Below are 13,071 nucleotides of genomic sequence, written 5' to 3' on the forward strand. Positions count from 1 at the left end.
GGGCGCCTGTGAGCGTCCGGGAGGCGGCGGCCCGTCGTCCCCCGGAGGCTCACAGGGGGTGGCTGAGGATGCGGCGGCCCTCGTCGCGGAAGCCGCGCCTGCCGTAGTAGGCGAACAGGTGGCTCACGTCGGCGCCGTTCGGGGCGATCACGATCTCCAGGGCCGTGCAGCCCTGGGCGGCGGCCCACCGGCGGCTGTCCTCGATCAGCCGCTCCGCCTCGCCCCGCCGCCGCGCCTCCGGCACGACGAACAGGTCCTCCAGCTCGGCGTACAGCCCCTGCTCCAGCCCGAACGTGGTCGTGGTGATGCCGAACGCGACCAGCCGGCCCTCGCCCCCGCCCCCGCCCTCGCTCTCGCTCACCGCGACCCGGACGCCGGGCGCGGCGATCAGCCTGGCGAGGTTGGCCTTCAGCGTCTGCGCCGGGGTGGTGAAGCCGTCCTCGGCGTAGAAGGCGACGGCGAGGTCGTGGAGTGCGGGCAGGTCCTCAGGGACGGCGGCGCGGATCATGACAGCCATGATGCCCCGACTCGCGGACGAGCGCGTCGAACAGGGCCTGCTGGGCCGGATCGCGATGGGCGGTGTCCTCGGGATGCCACTGCACGGCGGCGAACCAGCCGGGCGCGCCGTCGACCTCAAGGGCCTCCACCGTGCCGTCGGCGGCGTGCGCGGCGGGGGACAGGCCGTCGCCGAGCCGCTCGACCCGCTGGTGGTGGAAGCAGGACGCCTCCACCTTCGCCGTCCCGGCCGCCCGTTCCAGCAGGGTGCCGGGGCGCAGCGACACCGGGTGCACGACGTGCCGGTGGCCGCCCTCGGGGCCGCCCATGTCCTGCTCCAGCGTGCCCCCGAGGGCCACGTTGACGACCTGGAGGCCGCGGCAGATCGCCAGCGTGGGCAGCCCGGCGGCCAGGGCGTGGCGGGCCAGGGCCAGGTCGAAGGCGTCCTGGTCGTCGTCCACGTCGTAGACGTCCTGGTGGGTGTCGGGGGCGCCGTAGCGGTGGGGGGCGACGTCGCCGCCGCCGGGCAGGAGCAGGCCGTCGAACCTGGCCATCCGGGCCGCCGCGCCGTCCACGCCATCGGTGCCCGCCGGGTGGATGGTCGCCGGTTCGCCGCCCGCCCGCCACACGGCCTCCACCAGGGCGCGGGCGCTCACCTCGGCGGCATAGCGCAGGGCCGAGGCGGTGGCGGAGAAGCGGGCGGGGATCGCGATCAGCGGTCTCACAGCTGGATCCAGGTGGTCTTGAGCTCGGTGTACTTCTCCAGCGCGTGCGCCGACTTGTCGCGGCCGTTGCCCGACTGCCGCATGCCGCCGAAGGGCACGGTCAGGTCGCCCTCCTCGTAGCAGTTGACCCAGACGGTGCCCGCCCTCAGCGCGCGGGCGACGCGGTGCGCGGTGCCCAGGTCGGAGGTCCACAGGCCGGCCGCGAGGCCGTACTCGGTGTCGTTGGCCAGGCGGACGGCCTCCTCGACGTCGTCGAAGGCCAGCACGGACAGCACCGGGCCGAAGATCTCCTCCCTGGCCAGCCGGGAGCCGGGGTCCACCCGGTCGAAGACGGTGGGTTCGAGGTAGGCGCCGCCGGTGCCGGCCAGGATCCGGCCGCCGCCCGTACGCAGCCGCGCGCCCTCGGCGAGACCGGCCTCGACGTGGCCGCGCACCCGTTCCAGATGGGCCTCGCCGACCAGGGCGCCCATCTCCGTGGCCGGGTCGAGCGGGTCGCCGACGCGCAGCGCGCGGGCGCGGGCGATCACGGCCTCCGTCACCCGGTCGGCCACCGACCGGTGGACCAGCAGGCGGGACGGCGCGGTGCACATCTCGCCCTGGTTGAAGAAGATGCCCCAGGCGGCGGTGGCCGCGGCGGCCTCCAGGTCGGGGGCGTCGGGAAGGATGATGTTGGGCGACTTGCCGCCCAGCTCCAGCCACACGCGCTTGAGGTTGGAGTCGGCCGAGTAACGCAGGAAGTGCCGTCCGACGGCGGTGGAGCCGGTGAAGGCCAGCACGTCCACGCCGGGGTGCAGGCCGAGCGCCCGCCCGGCGGTGGGGCCGTCGCCGGCGACCACGTTGAGCACGCCCGGCGGCAGCCCCGCCTCGGTGGCCAGCCGTCCCAGCTCCAGGGCCGACAGCGGCGACAGCTCCGACGGCTTCAGCACGACCGTGCACCCCGCGGCCAGGGCGGGGGCCACCTTCCACGAGGCCAGCGTGAGCGGGAAGTTCCACGGCACGACCGCGCCGACGACCCCGGCGGGCTCGCGGGTGACCAGGGCGAGGGCGTCGGCGGGCACGTGCGGGGCCTCGTCGGCCAGCTTGCCGGCCAGCTCGCCGTACCAGCGGAAGGTGGTGATCGCGGCGCGCAGCTCGATGTCGTGCGCGTCGGTGATCGGCTTGCCCATCTCCAGGCTGACGAGCAGCGCCAGGTGCTCGCGCCGCTCCTCGATCAGGGACGCCAGCCGCACCAGCGCCCGCCCGCGCTCGGCGGGCGCCATCCGCGGCCACGGCCCGGAGTCGAACGCCCGCCGCGCCGCCGACACCGCGAGCCCGACCTCCGCCTCGCCGCCGTCGGCCACCTCGGCCAGCACCCGGCCGTCGCGCGGCGAGCGCACCGTGAAGGACGCGCCGCCGGGCTCGTCGGCGCCGTCGATGTGGTGCGCGGACGGCCGCGCGACCGCCGCGGCCCGGCTCAGCCATTCCTCGTGGGTCACGACGCGCCCCGCTCCCCGGCGGCCACCGCTTGTTCGGTGACGAACGTCTGGTCGAGCGTCGGCATGTCGCCGTTGACCGGCATCGTCGGCCCTTCTGTCGCGGACGGGTGCTCCGAAAATGTACGGTCCCAAACGATTAGTCGTCAATGGCCCGCCGCCGCGTGCGGGGAACCCGGCCCGGTGGCCCGCTCGTTGGCCGGTCGTCACTCCGAGTCCGTGGAGGATCCTTGTTACGACTCGCCTGCCTCGCGCTCGTCGCCGTCCTGGCCACCGGCTGCACCGTCGCCGACACCGGCCCGCCGGCCGCGCCGGAGGAGACCGAAGAGGTCATCGACGACGAGCCCGACGGCGAGTCCGACGCCGCGGCGCAGGACGCGTCCGCCCGCATCGCCGTCTGCGTGGACACCGGCACGCAGGCCAGGGCCGACTACCGCCCGTGCGAGGACGAGCGCCGGGGCTACGCCTGGTACTTCTACGCCGGCGACGCCACCGTCCCCGCGGTGGGCGAGCGGGCCGACGGCGGCACCTACGAGGACCCCGGGGACGACGAGCTCACCAAGGCGTCGCCGCAGGGCGGCCCCGGCGCGGAGACCGCCATCGAGACGCCCTCGGAGTGGGTCGAGGTGTGCGTCGCGAAGCCGTCCCGGCGGCGCGTGGTCAACAACTTCTGCGAGGACCGGCAGGGCGGCTACGGCTGGTACTACATCGCCATCGACGGCCGCGTGCCGCCCGTCGGAGAACGGGCCGACAACGGCGCCTTCAGGTTCTACGGCGGCGACAGCTACCGGGCCCGCGAGTCGGGCGGCGACGCGGCGGACGCCGCGATCGGCTACGAGGAGACCGTCGAGGAGTAGGGCCCACCGGCCGCGGGGGCGAGGGGCGAGGGCCGGGACGCGCCCGGCTACCTGGGGCCGCCGGAGAGCCGGCGGGCGTTGTGGACGACCTTCGGCGGCCGGCCGCCGAACAGCTCGCTGACCGTGACGAACCGGTAGCCGCGGGCGGACAGGCCCTTCAGCACCCGCGGGAGGGCCTTGACCGTGGTCGGGTGGATGTCGTGGAACAGGATGACGCTGCCGGGGCGGACCCGCTTGAGCGAGACGCGGGCCACCCTGGCGCTGTCGCGGTAGCGCCAGTCGAGGGTGTCCACGCTCCACAGGACCAGCGGCCGGTGCGCCTGCCGCCGCACGTCGCCGTCCGTCGCGCCGTACGGGGGACGCACCAGGCCGGGCACGACGCCCGCGGCCGACTTCACGGCCTGGTCGGTGCGGGCGAGCTGGGACCTGATCGCGGCCGGCGACAGCCGGGTCAGGTCGGGGTGGGACCAGGTGTGGTTGCCCAGCTCGTGCCCCGCCTCGGCCGTGCGCCGCACCACGTCGGGGTGGACGCCGACGTTCTGTCCGACGACGAAGAACGTGGCGTGGGCCTGGTACTTCGCCAGGTGACGCAGCAGCGTCCCGGTGTAGGGCCCCGGGCCGTCGTCGAAGGTGAGCGCCACGCACTTGACCTTGCGGCAGTCGGGCTTGCCCGCCTCGGCGGGCTCGGCGGGTTCGGCGGGCCCCGTGGGCTCGGCGGTCTCGGTGGGCTCGGCGGACGGCCCGGTCCGGTCCGGCTTGTGTCCGGGCTTGTTGTCCTGCTTGTGGTCCTGCTTGTGGTCGGGCTTCGGCTCGGGGGAGGCCGACGGCGCCGGGTGGGTGGGGGAGGGCGTGGGATGGGCCGGGGTGGCCCCCGTGAGCGCGGTCGTGACGGCCAGTGTCGCCGCGGTCATCCCGATACCGGACAGGTACCGCTTCATGCCGCCGTTCATGACGTTCCCCCTCATGCACCACCCCCGGTGCGTCATCCCCTGAGAGCGGCCCAGAAGGACCGTTCCAGAGAGTTGGACACCAGATCCGCCCGCAAGGTTCGCAAGAGTGGTCATCGGCGGATGAAGGTTTCTCCCATGCTCATTGGGCAGAAGTGTCCGCACGTGACAGCACAGACCGTTCAATGAAGAAGTTGACGCCTTGTCAGGCACGGGAGGCATCGAGGATGCGGAACGGCCGGACCAGTACGACGCTCGCCCTCGCGGGGCTCCTGCTCGCCGGATGCGCCTCCGGCGGCGGCGCCCAGCCGCCGGGCGGCCCGCGGCAGGCCGAGGGCCCGGTGGCCAAGCTCGCGATCACCCCGGCGGACGGCACCGAGAAGGTCGCCCCCGACACCGGGATCAGCGTGCGGGTCACCGGCGGCAAGGTCACCAAGGTGACCGTCGCCGACGCCAAGGGACGTCAGGTGACCGGCTCGACGGCGGCCGACGGCACCTGGCGGCCACGGTGGCCGCTGCGCCCGGCGACGTCGTACACGGTGAGCGCGCAGGCCACCGGCACCGACGGCAAGGCCGTCACCGGGCGGTCGTCCTTCACCACGCTCAAGCCCAGGCGGGCCCTGCGGAGCGGCATGTCGCCGCTGGACGGCGAGAAGGTCGGCGTCGGGATGCCGGTCCAGCTCCTGCTGTCCCACCCGGTCACCTCCAGGCAGGCCCGCGCGGCGGTCGAGCGCTCGCTGGTGGTGGAGATGTCCGAGCCGGTCGAAGGCGCGTGGAGCTGGGTGAGCGACCGCGAGGTGCAGTTCCGGCCGCGCGAGTACTGGCCGGTGGGGGAGAAGGTCAAGGTCGTCGCCCACCTGGCCGGGCTGCGCGCGGGCGAGGACCTGTGGGGGACCAGGGACCGCAGCCTGTCCTTCACCGTCGGCCCCCGGCACGTCACCAAGGTGGACGCCGACCGCCACCGGGCCGTCGTCACCGCGGACGGCAAGGTCGTCCGGACGATCCCCGTCAGCCTGGGCAAACCCGGCGACGACAGCTACTCCGGCACCATGATCGCTCAGGAGAAGGCCGCGGAGACCGTCATGGACTCGGCCACCATCGGGGAGCCGGGCGAGTACCGGATCAAGACCAAGTGGAACGTCCGGATGACCTACAGCGGCACCTTCTTCCACGCCGCGCCCTGGTCCACCGGCGCGCAGGGCAACTCCAACGTCAGCCACGGCTGCGTCAACGCCAGCCCCGCCGACGCCCGCTGGTTCTACGACTTCACCCAGCGCGGCGACGTCATCCAGGTCACGGGCACCTCGCGCAAGCTGCGATTCGGCAACGGCCCGACCCCGTGGGCCAAGTCGTGGACGGAATGGCTCGCCGGCAGCGCCACGGGCAAACCCGTGACCGGCTAGACCGTCATCTGACTGCAGGACCTGCGCGAACATCAGAATGTCGCCTTGCCCGCGGGGGCCCGCACCACGATCATGTCGCCAATGGACGCCGACGTACCCCTGGACTACTACCTGATCTACGCCGCCGACCGTGGCCGCGGAACACTTCCCCTGGGCATCCTGGTCGAGGAGTTCGTGCTCTGCGACGACTACACCGCCGCGGGCATCGACTGCGCGGAATGGACCGCCGAGTGCGGCGAGTGGCGCGAGTCACCCGGATCCAGCCGGGCCATCCGCGCCGACCCCGCGCTGCGCGACCGGGTGCTGCCCGTGACCCGGCGCGACGCCCGCGAGACCTACTCGATGCTCGGCGGCGGCGCGCTGCCGGAGGAGGCCGAGCTGCGGGCCTTCTTCCAGTACCGCCAGGCGCTTCCCGCCGCGGCCCCGCTCGACCTGGGCGGCTCCCCTTCGGCGCAGACCCGGCGCTACCGCATCCTGTTCGCGGGCGAGCTCGGCGAGCGCGGCCTGGCGAACGTCAGCACGGTCCTGCGCCTGGAGCCGCCGCGGGAGAACCCGCGGGCCAGGATCGCCGGCACCGCCACGGCGACCGCCGCCGGACACACCTTCACCTGGGAGCTGCGGCGCATCGGCCCCGGCATCGCCTGGTGCCTGGACGTCACCGTACGCCTGAGCGCCGGCCCGCTGGCCGCCATCGGCGCCCTGCTCCACCACCACCGGCAGGCGATCCGCGGCCAGGGCCTGATCCCGGTCACGATCGAACGCTTCGCCTGACCCCGGACAGCGGGGAAGTCGCCTGGTGCGTGACCGGTCAGGGAAGGGCCGGGGACGGCGTTCGCGTGGCGTGTGGCCGGTCAGGACGACCGGCCACCGCCGCGCCCTTACGTGGGGGCCGGTGCCGTGATCATCGGCCGCCGGGGCGGCGCGGCGCGGGCGTGCTGTTGTCGAACGCGGCGAACACCTCGTCCTCCGGCGCCGATTGGAGCAGTTCGAGCAGCTCCATGGCGATGACGGAGTTGCCGAGTTCCGCCGGCCGCGCGGGTGCGAGCACGGACAGGTCGACGAGGTCCTGGTGGTGGGTGACGATCCGCGGTGCCATGGCTGCTCCTTCATCGGCTCCGGCCTGCCCGTGGCGTTCCTGGTGCGAGGCGAAGTGCTCGACAGGCAGGTCTCACATTGACGGACTTTCGCCGGCCCGCCAATGCCCTTCCGGCCCACCGCCGTGCCGAACGGATGATCCGGCGTGCCGCAAGGCCGGGCAGTGCCTCGCTGACCAGGCGCGTCACGCCCGTCGTGCCGTCTGTGGAAAAGGCATTCCCATCCGGCATGGTCTCCTTTTCATGTATAGCCAGTAGGAAATGTTGACTTAGCGTCCGGGGTTCCGTAGCTTCGTACGCATGAGCCAGGGCCTCTACCTGACCCGGCGCCCGCACGTGGACCACGGCCACGTCGCCAGCGCGCAGTGTCGCTGATCACGCACCTCCGGCAGACCTCCCTACCCCCTGCGCAGTTCTCCCCAGAGGAACTCATCGTGATCAACATCAGACGTGCACTCCTCGCCGTGCTGCTCGCCACCGTGACCGTCGGCTGCGGCGCGGCCGAGGGCTCGGCGAAACCCGGCGAACCGGAGGTGAAGGAGCTCCGCTACCAGGGCAGCACGGGCACCGTCACCTTCCCCGAACTGGCCGCGGAGCTCGGCTACCTCGGCGACGTCAAGCTCAAGTGGGTGGGCAACACCACCTCGGGGCCGCAGGACATCCAGTCCGCGGCCACCGGCCAGACCGACTTCGGCGGCGCCTTCGACGGCGCCGTCATCAAGCTCAAGGCGGCCAAGGCCCCGATCAAGGCGGTGATCGGCTACTACGGCTCGGACGAGAAGTCGTTCAACGGCTACTACGTCAAGGACGACAGCCCCATCAGAACCGCCCGCGACCTCATCGGCAAGAAGATCGGCGTCAACACCCTCGGCGCCCACCACGAGGCCGTCATCAAGGAGTACCTCAAGCGTCAGGGGCTGACCCCGGCCGAGATCGAGCAGGTCCAGCTCGTGGTCATCCCGCCGGTCAACACCGAGCAGGCGCTGCGGCAGGGGCAGCTCGACGTCGGCACGCTCGGCGGCGTGCTCAAGGACAAGGCGCTCGAACGCGGCGGGCTGCGTCCGCTGTTCACCGACGTCGAGCTGTTCGGGCCGTTCACGGCCGGGTCCGTCGTGCTGCGCGAGGACTTCATCGCCAGGAACCCCGGCACCGTTCGGACCTTCGTCGCCGGCTTCGCCAAGGCCATCGCCTGGGCGCAGACCCACCCGCGCGAGGAGGTCGTCGCCAAGTTCCAGCAGATCATCGCCAAGCGCGGGCGCAACGAGAGCACCGACGTCGTGCAGCTCTGGAAGAGCACCGGCATCGCGGGCAGGGGCGGCGTCATCGACAGCCGGGAGTTCCAGCGGTGGATCGACTGGCTCCAGCGCGAGGGCGAGATCCGTCCTGGCCAGGTCAAGGCCACCGACCTCTACACCAACGAGTTCAACCCCTACGCGAACGGGAGCGGCTCATGACCGCCACGATCGGCGAGACCGGCGTCCAGACCAAGATCGGCATCCGGAACGTCTCCAAGGAGTTCACGGTCAGGGACGCGGGCGAGCCGTTCACCGCCCTGTCCGGGATCGAGCTGGACGTCCGCGAAGGGGAGTTCCTCACGCTCGTCGGGCCCAGCGGCTGCGGCAAGTCCACCCTCCTCGACCTGGTCGCGGGCCTCACCGAGCCGACGTCGGGCCAGATCGTGGTCAACGGCGCGCCCGTCACCGGGCCCGGCCTCGACCGGGGGATCGTCTTCCAGCAGTACGCGCTGTTCCCCTGGCGGACCGCGCTGGCCAACGTGGCCTTCGGGCTGGAGGCCAAGGGCGTGCCCAGGGCCGAGCGTACGGAACGGGCGCGGCGGCACCTGGAACTGGTCGGACTGTCCGGCTTCGAGGACCGCTACCCGCACGAACTGTCGGGCGGCATGCGCCAGCGCGTCGCCATCGCCCGCAGCCTGGCCTTCGACCCCGACGTCCTGCTGATGGACGAGCCGTTCGCCGCGCTCGACGCGCAGACCCGCGAGTCGCTCCAGGAGGAGCTGCTGCGCATCTGGCAGCACACCCGCAAGACCGTCGTGTTCATCACGCACGGCATCGACGAGGCCGTCTACCTGGGGCAACGCGTCGCCGTGATGACCTCCAGACCGGGCCGGATCAAGGAGATCATCGAGGTGGACTTCGACTCGCGCGAGGGCGACCTGCGGGCCGACCCGCGCTTCGGCGAGTACCGGCACCACGTGTGGGGGCTGCTGCGCGACGAGGTCGCCGCGGCGCAGGTGCAGGAGCGGAAGGCGGCCATCCGGCATGACTGACGCCCGCGCCGACGAACGGACGCGTCCCGAGGGCGACGTCCACTGGTACGACCTCCCCGACGACGACCCCGACCCCGCCACCCGGGACGAACCCGCCGCTGTCCTGCCCGCCGCTGTCCGGCCCACCGCTGTCCTGCCCGCCGCTGTACGGCCCACCGAGGGGGAGGACCGGAAGGCGGCGTCGGCCGGGACGAGCCGGAAGACGGCCCCGGCCGGGACGAGCCGGAAGGCGGCGACGTGGCGGCGGGCGGGCGGGCCGGCGCGGCGGGCGGTGCGGAACTCGGCCGCGATCCTGCTGCTCCTGGCCGCTTGGGAGGTGCTGCCCCGCCTCGGCGTGGTGGACCCCGTGTTCGTGCCCCCGTTGTCGGAGAGCCTGGCCGCCGGCGCGGACCTGCTGCTCACGGGCCGGCTCCCGGAGCACCTGGGGGCGTCGCTGGCGCGCTCGCTGTCCGGGTTCGGCCTGGCGATCGTGCTGGCCATCCCGCTCGGGCTGCTGATCGGCTGGTACAAGCCCGTCGCCGACTTCCTCACCCCGCTGCTGGAGGTGTTCCGCAACACCTCGGCGGTCGCGCTGCTGCCGGTCTTCACGCTCATCCTCGGCATCGGCGAGACGACGAAGGTGGCGTTCGTCCTGTACGCCTGCTCCTGGCCCATCCTGCTCAACACCGTCAGCGGCGTGAAGACCGTCGAACCCCTGCTGATCAAGTCGGCCCGGTCGATGGGCCTCGGCCCGGTGCGGCTGTTCCAGAAGGTGGTCCTGCCGGCCGCCGTGCCCACCATCTTCACGGGGGTGCGCCTGGCGGGCGCGTACTCGATCCTCGTGCTGCTGTTCGCCGAGATGGTCGGCGCCAAGGCCGGGCTCGGGTACCTCATCCTCGACGCCCAGTCCAGCTTCCGCATCCCCGACATGTACGCCGGCATCATCACGATCTCCGTGGTCGGCCTGCTGTTCAACCTGCTCCTGATCGGCGTCGAGCGCCGCTTCTCCACCTGGAGGACCACGTGACGAGAAAGCTCCACCTGAACGCCTTCCTCATGGGCGTCGGCCATCACGAGGCCGCCTGGCGGCACCCCCGCACCGAGCCGAGCCGCCTGACCGACGTCCGCCACTACCAGGAGCTGGCCAGGATCGCCGAGCGCGGCAAGCTCGACTCGCTCTTCCTCGCCGACGGCGTGGCGCTGCAGGGCGACGTCCGGCACAACGCGCTCGGCGGGCTGGAGCCGCTCACGCTGCTGGCCGCGCTGGCCTCGGTGACCGACCACATCGGCCTGATCGCGACCGTCTCCACGACGTACAACGAGCCCTTCCACGTGGCGCGCAAGTTCGCCTCCCTCGACCACATCAGCGGCGGCCGGGCCGGCTGGAACATCGTCACCTCCGCCAGCGAGGCCGAGGCGCTCAACTTCGGCGTCGAACGCCCCACGCACGCCGCCCGCTACGCCAGGGCGGACGAGTTCCTGGAGGTCGTCGGCAAGCTCTGGGACAGCTGGGAGGACGACGCCATCCTGGGCGACCGCACCGGCGGCCGCTACGCCGACACCGGCAAGATCCATCCCGTCGAGCACATCGGCCGCCACTTCGCCGTCCGGGGGCCGTTGAACACCTCCCGTTCCCCGCAGGGCCGTCCGCTGCTGGTGCAGGCCGGGTCGTCGGAGGACGGCAAGGAGTTCGCCGCCCGGCACGCCGAGGCCGTCTTCACCGCCCAGCAGACCCTGGAGGAGGGCCAGGAGTTCTACAGCGACCTCAAGCGACGGGTGGCCGCCCACGGCAGGCAGCCCGGCGACGTGCTCGTCCTGCCCGGCATCTCGCCGATCATCGGCTCGACCGAACGGGAGGCGCTGCACCTGGAGAAGGAGCTCGAAGACCTGATCATCCCCGCCTACGGCCTGGCCCAGCTCTCCCACCTGACCGGCATCGAGCTGTCCGAGGACGACCTCGACCGGCCGCTGCCGGACGTGGCCGTCGAGACCGAGGGCGCGCAGAGCCGGCGCAAGCTCGTCATCGACCTGGCCAGGCGGGAACGCCTGACGGTCAGGCAACTGCTCAACCGGCTGGCCGGCGGCCGCGGCCACCGCGTGGTCGCCGGGACGCCCGAGCAGATCGCCGACCAGCTCCAGGAGTGGTTCTTCACCGGGGCCGCCGACGGCTTCAACATCATGCCGCCGCTGCTCCCGTCGGGACTGTCCGACTTCGTGGACCACGTCGTGCCGGAGTTGCAGGTCAGGGGCCTGTTCCGGTACGAGTACGAGGGCCGTACCCTCCGCGACAACTACGGCCTGACCCGGCCCGTCTCCCGGTACGCCGCCGGGCTGGCGGCGGCGGTGGCCGGATGAGCGTCGTCGCGCTGGTCGGCAACCCCCGCGAGGGCTCCAGGACGCGGACCGTGGCCGTGGAGGCCGCCGAGGCCGTCGCGCGGCGGCTCGGCCTCCCGGGCGCGCACGACGTGATCGACCTGTCGGCGCTCGGGCCGCACCTGCTCGCCCCCGGGCCCACGCCCGGTGTAGAGGTGGCGCTGGAGCTGGTCGCCGAGGCACGGGTGCTGGTGGTGGCCAGCCCCACCTACAAGGGCACGTACACCGGGCTGCTGAAGGCGTTCCTCGACCGGTTGCGGCCGGAGGCGCTGGCCGGGGTGGTGGCGTTGCCGCTGCTGGTCATGGGGGATCCGAAGCACGCGCTGGCGGTCGAGGTGCACCTGCGTCCGCTGCTGGTGGAGCTCGGCGCGACCGTGCCGACACCAGGGCTCGCGGTGCTGGAGTCGCAGCTGCCCGTGCTGGAGGAGCTGCTGGGCCGCTGGGCGGAGCGGGTCGCGCCGCAGGTGGCCGCGGCCCTCGCGGTCGGCCATCCGGCCACCGCCTGAACGACGGCGGGCCGCCTGAAGCACGGCGGGTCGGCTGAAGGACCGCGGTGCCATTCGCCTGGGGGCGGGGGTGCCGCGTGGGTAGCGGGCGGGCGGGGGTGCGGGGTCAACGCCAGTCGCCGGACTGGAGCGCCCCCGCCGCCTGCGGTCCCATCGTGACCAGGCCGCCGTCCACGAACACCGACGACCCGGTCATGTACGAGGCGGCCGGCGAGGCCAGGAAGGCGATGACCGCGGCGACCTCCCGGGCGTCGCCCGGCCGCGGGATCGGGTACCCCGGACGGCTCCCGGCCCGCGGCGGCCGGTCCTCCTGCCCGGTCATCGGAGTGGCGATCTCGCCGGGCGCGACCGTGTTGACCGTGATGCCGTGCGCGGCCAGCTCCAGCGCCAGCACCCGGCTGAGCAGCTTCAACCCGCCCTTGGCCGCGCAGTACGGCCCCGCCCCCACCCTCGGGTACTCCTCGTGCACGCTGGTGACGTTCACGATCCGGCCGCCGCGCCCCTCGGCGACCATCCGCCGCGCCGCCCGCTGCGCGCACAGGAACGGCCCGTCCAGGTCCACCGACAACACCGAACGCCAGCGCTCGTAGTCCATGTCGAGCAGCGGCTCCGACGACCCGGTGCCGGCGTTGTTGACCAGCACGCCGAGCCCGCCCAGATCCCCGGCCAGCTCGTCGACGACGTGCGCGGCGCGGACCGGGTCGGTCAGGTCGTGGCGGCGCACGGCCGCCGCCTTGCCCGCGTCCCGTACCAGCGCGGCGGTCTCCCGTGCGCCGTCCTCGTCCTCGTGGTAGGTGATCCCCACGTCGAACCCGTGCTCGGCCAGCAGCACGGCGGTGGCCCTGCCGATGCCGGAGTCGGCGCCCGTCACAATGGCGACCCGGTCGTAGGTGTCGGTCATGCCCTCTCCCTGCCCACCTCCGGCCCCCTGAC

14 protein-coding genes are annotated in these 13,071 nt (G+C 73.0%); 8 read left to right on the forward strand and 6 right to left on the reverse strand.

Going from position 1 to position 13,071, the window contains the following annotated elements; genetic code table 11:
- Window positions 1–49: 49 nt before the first annotated feature.
- Genes ACFYUV_RS28195 through ACFYUV_RS28205 form a run of 3 tightly spaced genes read right to left on the reverse strand, consistent with a single transcriptional unit; the run spans window position 50 to window position 2,695 of the window.
- On the reverse strand, window positions 50–508 hold the full coding sequence (locus ACFYUV_RS28195) for a GNAT family N-acetyltransferase (RefSeq protein ID WP_387672922.1): 459 nt from the start codon (window positions 506–508) through the stop codon (window positions 50–52).
- Window positions 486–1,220, reverse strand: coding sequence for a gamma-glutamyl-gamma-aminobutyrate hydrolase family protein (locus ACFYUV_RS28200; RefSeq protein WP_387672925.1), 735 nt, complete (start codon window positions 1,218–1,220; stop codon window positions 486–488). Before ACFYUV_RS28200 ends, ACFYUV_RS28195 begins: the two co-directional genes overlap by 23 nt.
- Window positions 1,217–2,695 carry an aldehyde dehydrogenase gene (locus ACFYUV_RS28205; protein WP_387672928.1) on the reverse strand — a complete coding sequence of 493 codons (1,479 nt, stop codon included), beginning with the start codon at window positions 2,693–2,695 and terminating at the stop codon, window positions 1,217–1,219. Before ACFYUV_RS28205 ends, ACFYUV_RS28200 begins: the two co-directional genes overlap by 4 nt.
- 227 nt (window positions 2,696–2,922) lie before the next feature.
- Between ACFYUV_RS28205 and ACFYUV_RS28210 the strand changes: the two genes are divergently transcribed.
- Window positions 2,923–3,549 (forward strand): hypothetical protein, encoded by a 627-nt coding sequence (locus ACFYUV_RS28210; protein ID WP_387672931.1) that lies wholly within the window; start codon window positions 2,923–2,925, stop codon window positions 3,547–3,549.
- A 47-nt stretch (window positions 3,550–3,596) separates the two neighbouring features.
- On the opposite strand, the gene ACFYUV_RS28215 is transcribed toward ACFYUV_RS28210, so the two are convergent.
- Window positions 3,597–4,514: a polysaccharide deacetylase family protein gene (locus tag ACFYUV_RS28215; RefSeq protein WP_387672934.1), complete on the reverse strand. Its 918-nt coding sequence runs from the start codon at window positions 4,512–4,514 to the stop codon at window positions 3,597–3,599.
- Window positions 4,515–4,723: 209 nt separating this feature from the next.
- On the opposite strand from ACFYUV_RS28215, the gene ACFYUV_RS28220 reads away from it, so the two are divergent.
- On the forward strand, window positions 4,724–5,899 hold the full coding sequence (locus ACFYUV_RS28220) for an Ig-like domain-containing protein (RefSeq protein ID WP_387672936.1): 1,176 nt from the start codon (window positions 4,724–4,726) through the stop codon (window positions 5,897–5,899).
- An 81-nt stretch (window positions 5,900–5,980) separates the two neighbouring features.
- Window positions 5,981–6,670 (forward strand): hypothetical protein, encoded by a 690-nt coding sequence (locus ACFYUV_RS28225; RefSeq protein WP_358292460.1) that lies wholly within the window; start codon window positions 5,981–5,983, stop codon window positions 6,668–6,670.
- Window positions 6,671–6,800: 130 nt separating this feature from the next.
- Here ACFYUV_RS28225 and ACFYUV_RS28230 read toward each other — a convergent pair whose 3' ends face one another.
- A complete protein-coding gene (locus tag ACFYUV_RS28230; RefSeq protein WP_387672939.1) occupies window positions 6,801–6,995 on the reverse strand; it encodes a hypothetical protein in 195 nt (64 codons plus the stop codon).
- Between the two features lie 432 nt (window positions 6,996–7,427).
- Here ACFYUV_RS28230 and ACFYUV_RS28235 point away from each other — a divergent pair, with 432 nt between their 5' ends.
- The 5 genes from ACFYUV_RS28235 to ACFYUV_RS28255 are packed head-to-tail and all read left to right on the forward strand — an operon-like array spanning window position 7,428 to window position 12,138.
- A complete protein-coding gene (locus ACFYUV_RS28235) occupies window positions 7,428–8,447 on the forward strand; it encodes an ABC transporter substrate-binding protein (protein WP_387672942.1) in 1,020 nt (339 codons plus the stop codon).
- Window positions 8,444–9,280: an ABC transporter ATP-binding protein gene (locus ACFYUV_RS28240; RefSeq protein WP_387672945.1), complete on the forward strand. Its 837-nt coding sequence runs from the start codon at window positions 8,444–8,446 to the stop codon at window positions 9,278–9,280. The genes ACFYUV_RS28235 and ACFYUV_RS28240 overlap by 4 nt, the downstream gene beginning before the upstream one ends.
- Window positions 9,273–10,286: an ABC transporter permease gene (locus tag ACFYUV_RS28245; RefSeq protein WP_387672948.1), complete on the forward strand. Its 1,014-nt coding sequence runs from the start codon at window positions 9,273–9,275 to the stop codon at window positions 10,284–10,286. The genes ACFYUV_RS28240 and ACFYUV_RS28245 overlap by 8 nt, the downstream gene beginning before the upstream one ends.
- Complete coding sequence (locus ACFYUV_RS28250; RefSeq protein ID WP_387672950.1) at window positions 10,283–11,614, forward strand: LLM class flavin-dependent oxidoreductase; 1,332 nt, start codon at window positions 10,283–10,285, stop codon at window positions 11,612–11,614. Before ACFYUV_RS28245 ends, ACFYUV_RS28250 begins: the two co-directional genes overlap by 4 nt.
- Window positions 11,611–12,138, forward strand: coding sequence for an NADPH-dependent FMN reductase (locus ACFYUV_RS28255; RefSeq protein ID WP_387672952.1), 528 nt, complete (start codon window positions 11,611–11,613; stop codon window positions 12,136–12,138). The genes ACFYUV_RS28250 and ACFYUV_RS28255 overlap by 4 nt, the downstream gene beginning before the upstream one ends.
- A 106-nt stretch (window positions 12,139–12,244) precedes the next feature.
- Here the strand turns inward: ACFYUV_RS28255 and ACFYUV_RS28260 are convergent, their stop codons facing one another.
- Window positions 12,245–13,039, reverse strand: coding sequence for an SDR family oxidoreductase (locus ACFYUV_RS28260; RefSeq protein WP_387672954.1), 795 nt, complete (start codon window positions 13,037–13,039; stop codon window positions 12,245–12,247).
- Window positions 13,040–13,071: the final 32 nt, after the last annotated feature.

This window comes from Nonomuraea sp. NPDC003560, assembly GCF_042878785.1.
In the GTDB taxonomy this organism is placed as follows: Bacteria; Actinomycetota; Actinomycetes; order Streptosporangiales; family Streptosporangiaceae; genus Nonomuraea.

What these genes read in the sequence shown, in the direction of transcription:
- ACFYUV_RS28195 (WP_387672922.1), bottom strand. Translation starts at nt 508, where the DNA reads ATGATCCGCGCCGCCGTCCCTGAGGACCTGCCCGCACTCCACGACCTC.
- ACFYUV_RS28215 (WP_387672934.1), bottom strand. Translation starts at nt 4,514, where the DNA reads ATGAGGGGGAACGTCATGAACGGCGGCATGAAGCGGTACCTGTCCGGT.
- ACFYUV_RS28220 (WP_387672936.1), top strand. Translation starts at nt 4,724, where the DNA reads ATGCGGAACGGCCGGACCAGTACGACGCTCGCCCTCGCGGGGCTCCTG.
- ACFYUV_RS28225 (WP_358292460.1), top strand. Translation starts at nt 5,981, where the DNA reads ATGGACGCCGACGTACCCCTGGACTACTACCTGATCTACGCCGCCGAC.
- ACFYUV_RS28230 (WP_387672939.1), bottom strand. Translation starts at nt 6,995, where the DNA reads ATGGCACCGCGGATCGTCACCCACCACCAGGACCTCGTCGACCTGTCC.
- ACFYUV_RS28240 (WP_387672945.1), top strand. Translation starts at nt 8,444, where the DNA reads ATGACCGCCACGATCGGCGAGACCGGCGTCCAGACCAAGATCGGCATC.
- ACFYUV_RS28245 (WP_387672948.1), top strand. Translation starts at nt 9,273, where the DNA reads ATGACTGACGCCCGCGCCGACGAACGGACGCGTCCCGAGGGCGACGTC.
- ACFYUV_RS28255 (WP_387672952.1), top strand. Translation starts at nt 11,611, where the DNA reads ATGAGCGTCGTCGCGCTGGTCGGCAACCCCCGCGAGGGCTCCAGGACG.
- ACFYUV_RS28260 (WP_387672954.1), bottom strand. Translation starts at nt 13,039, where the DNA reads ATGACCGACACCTACGACCGGGTCGCCATTGTGACGGGCGCCGACTCC.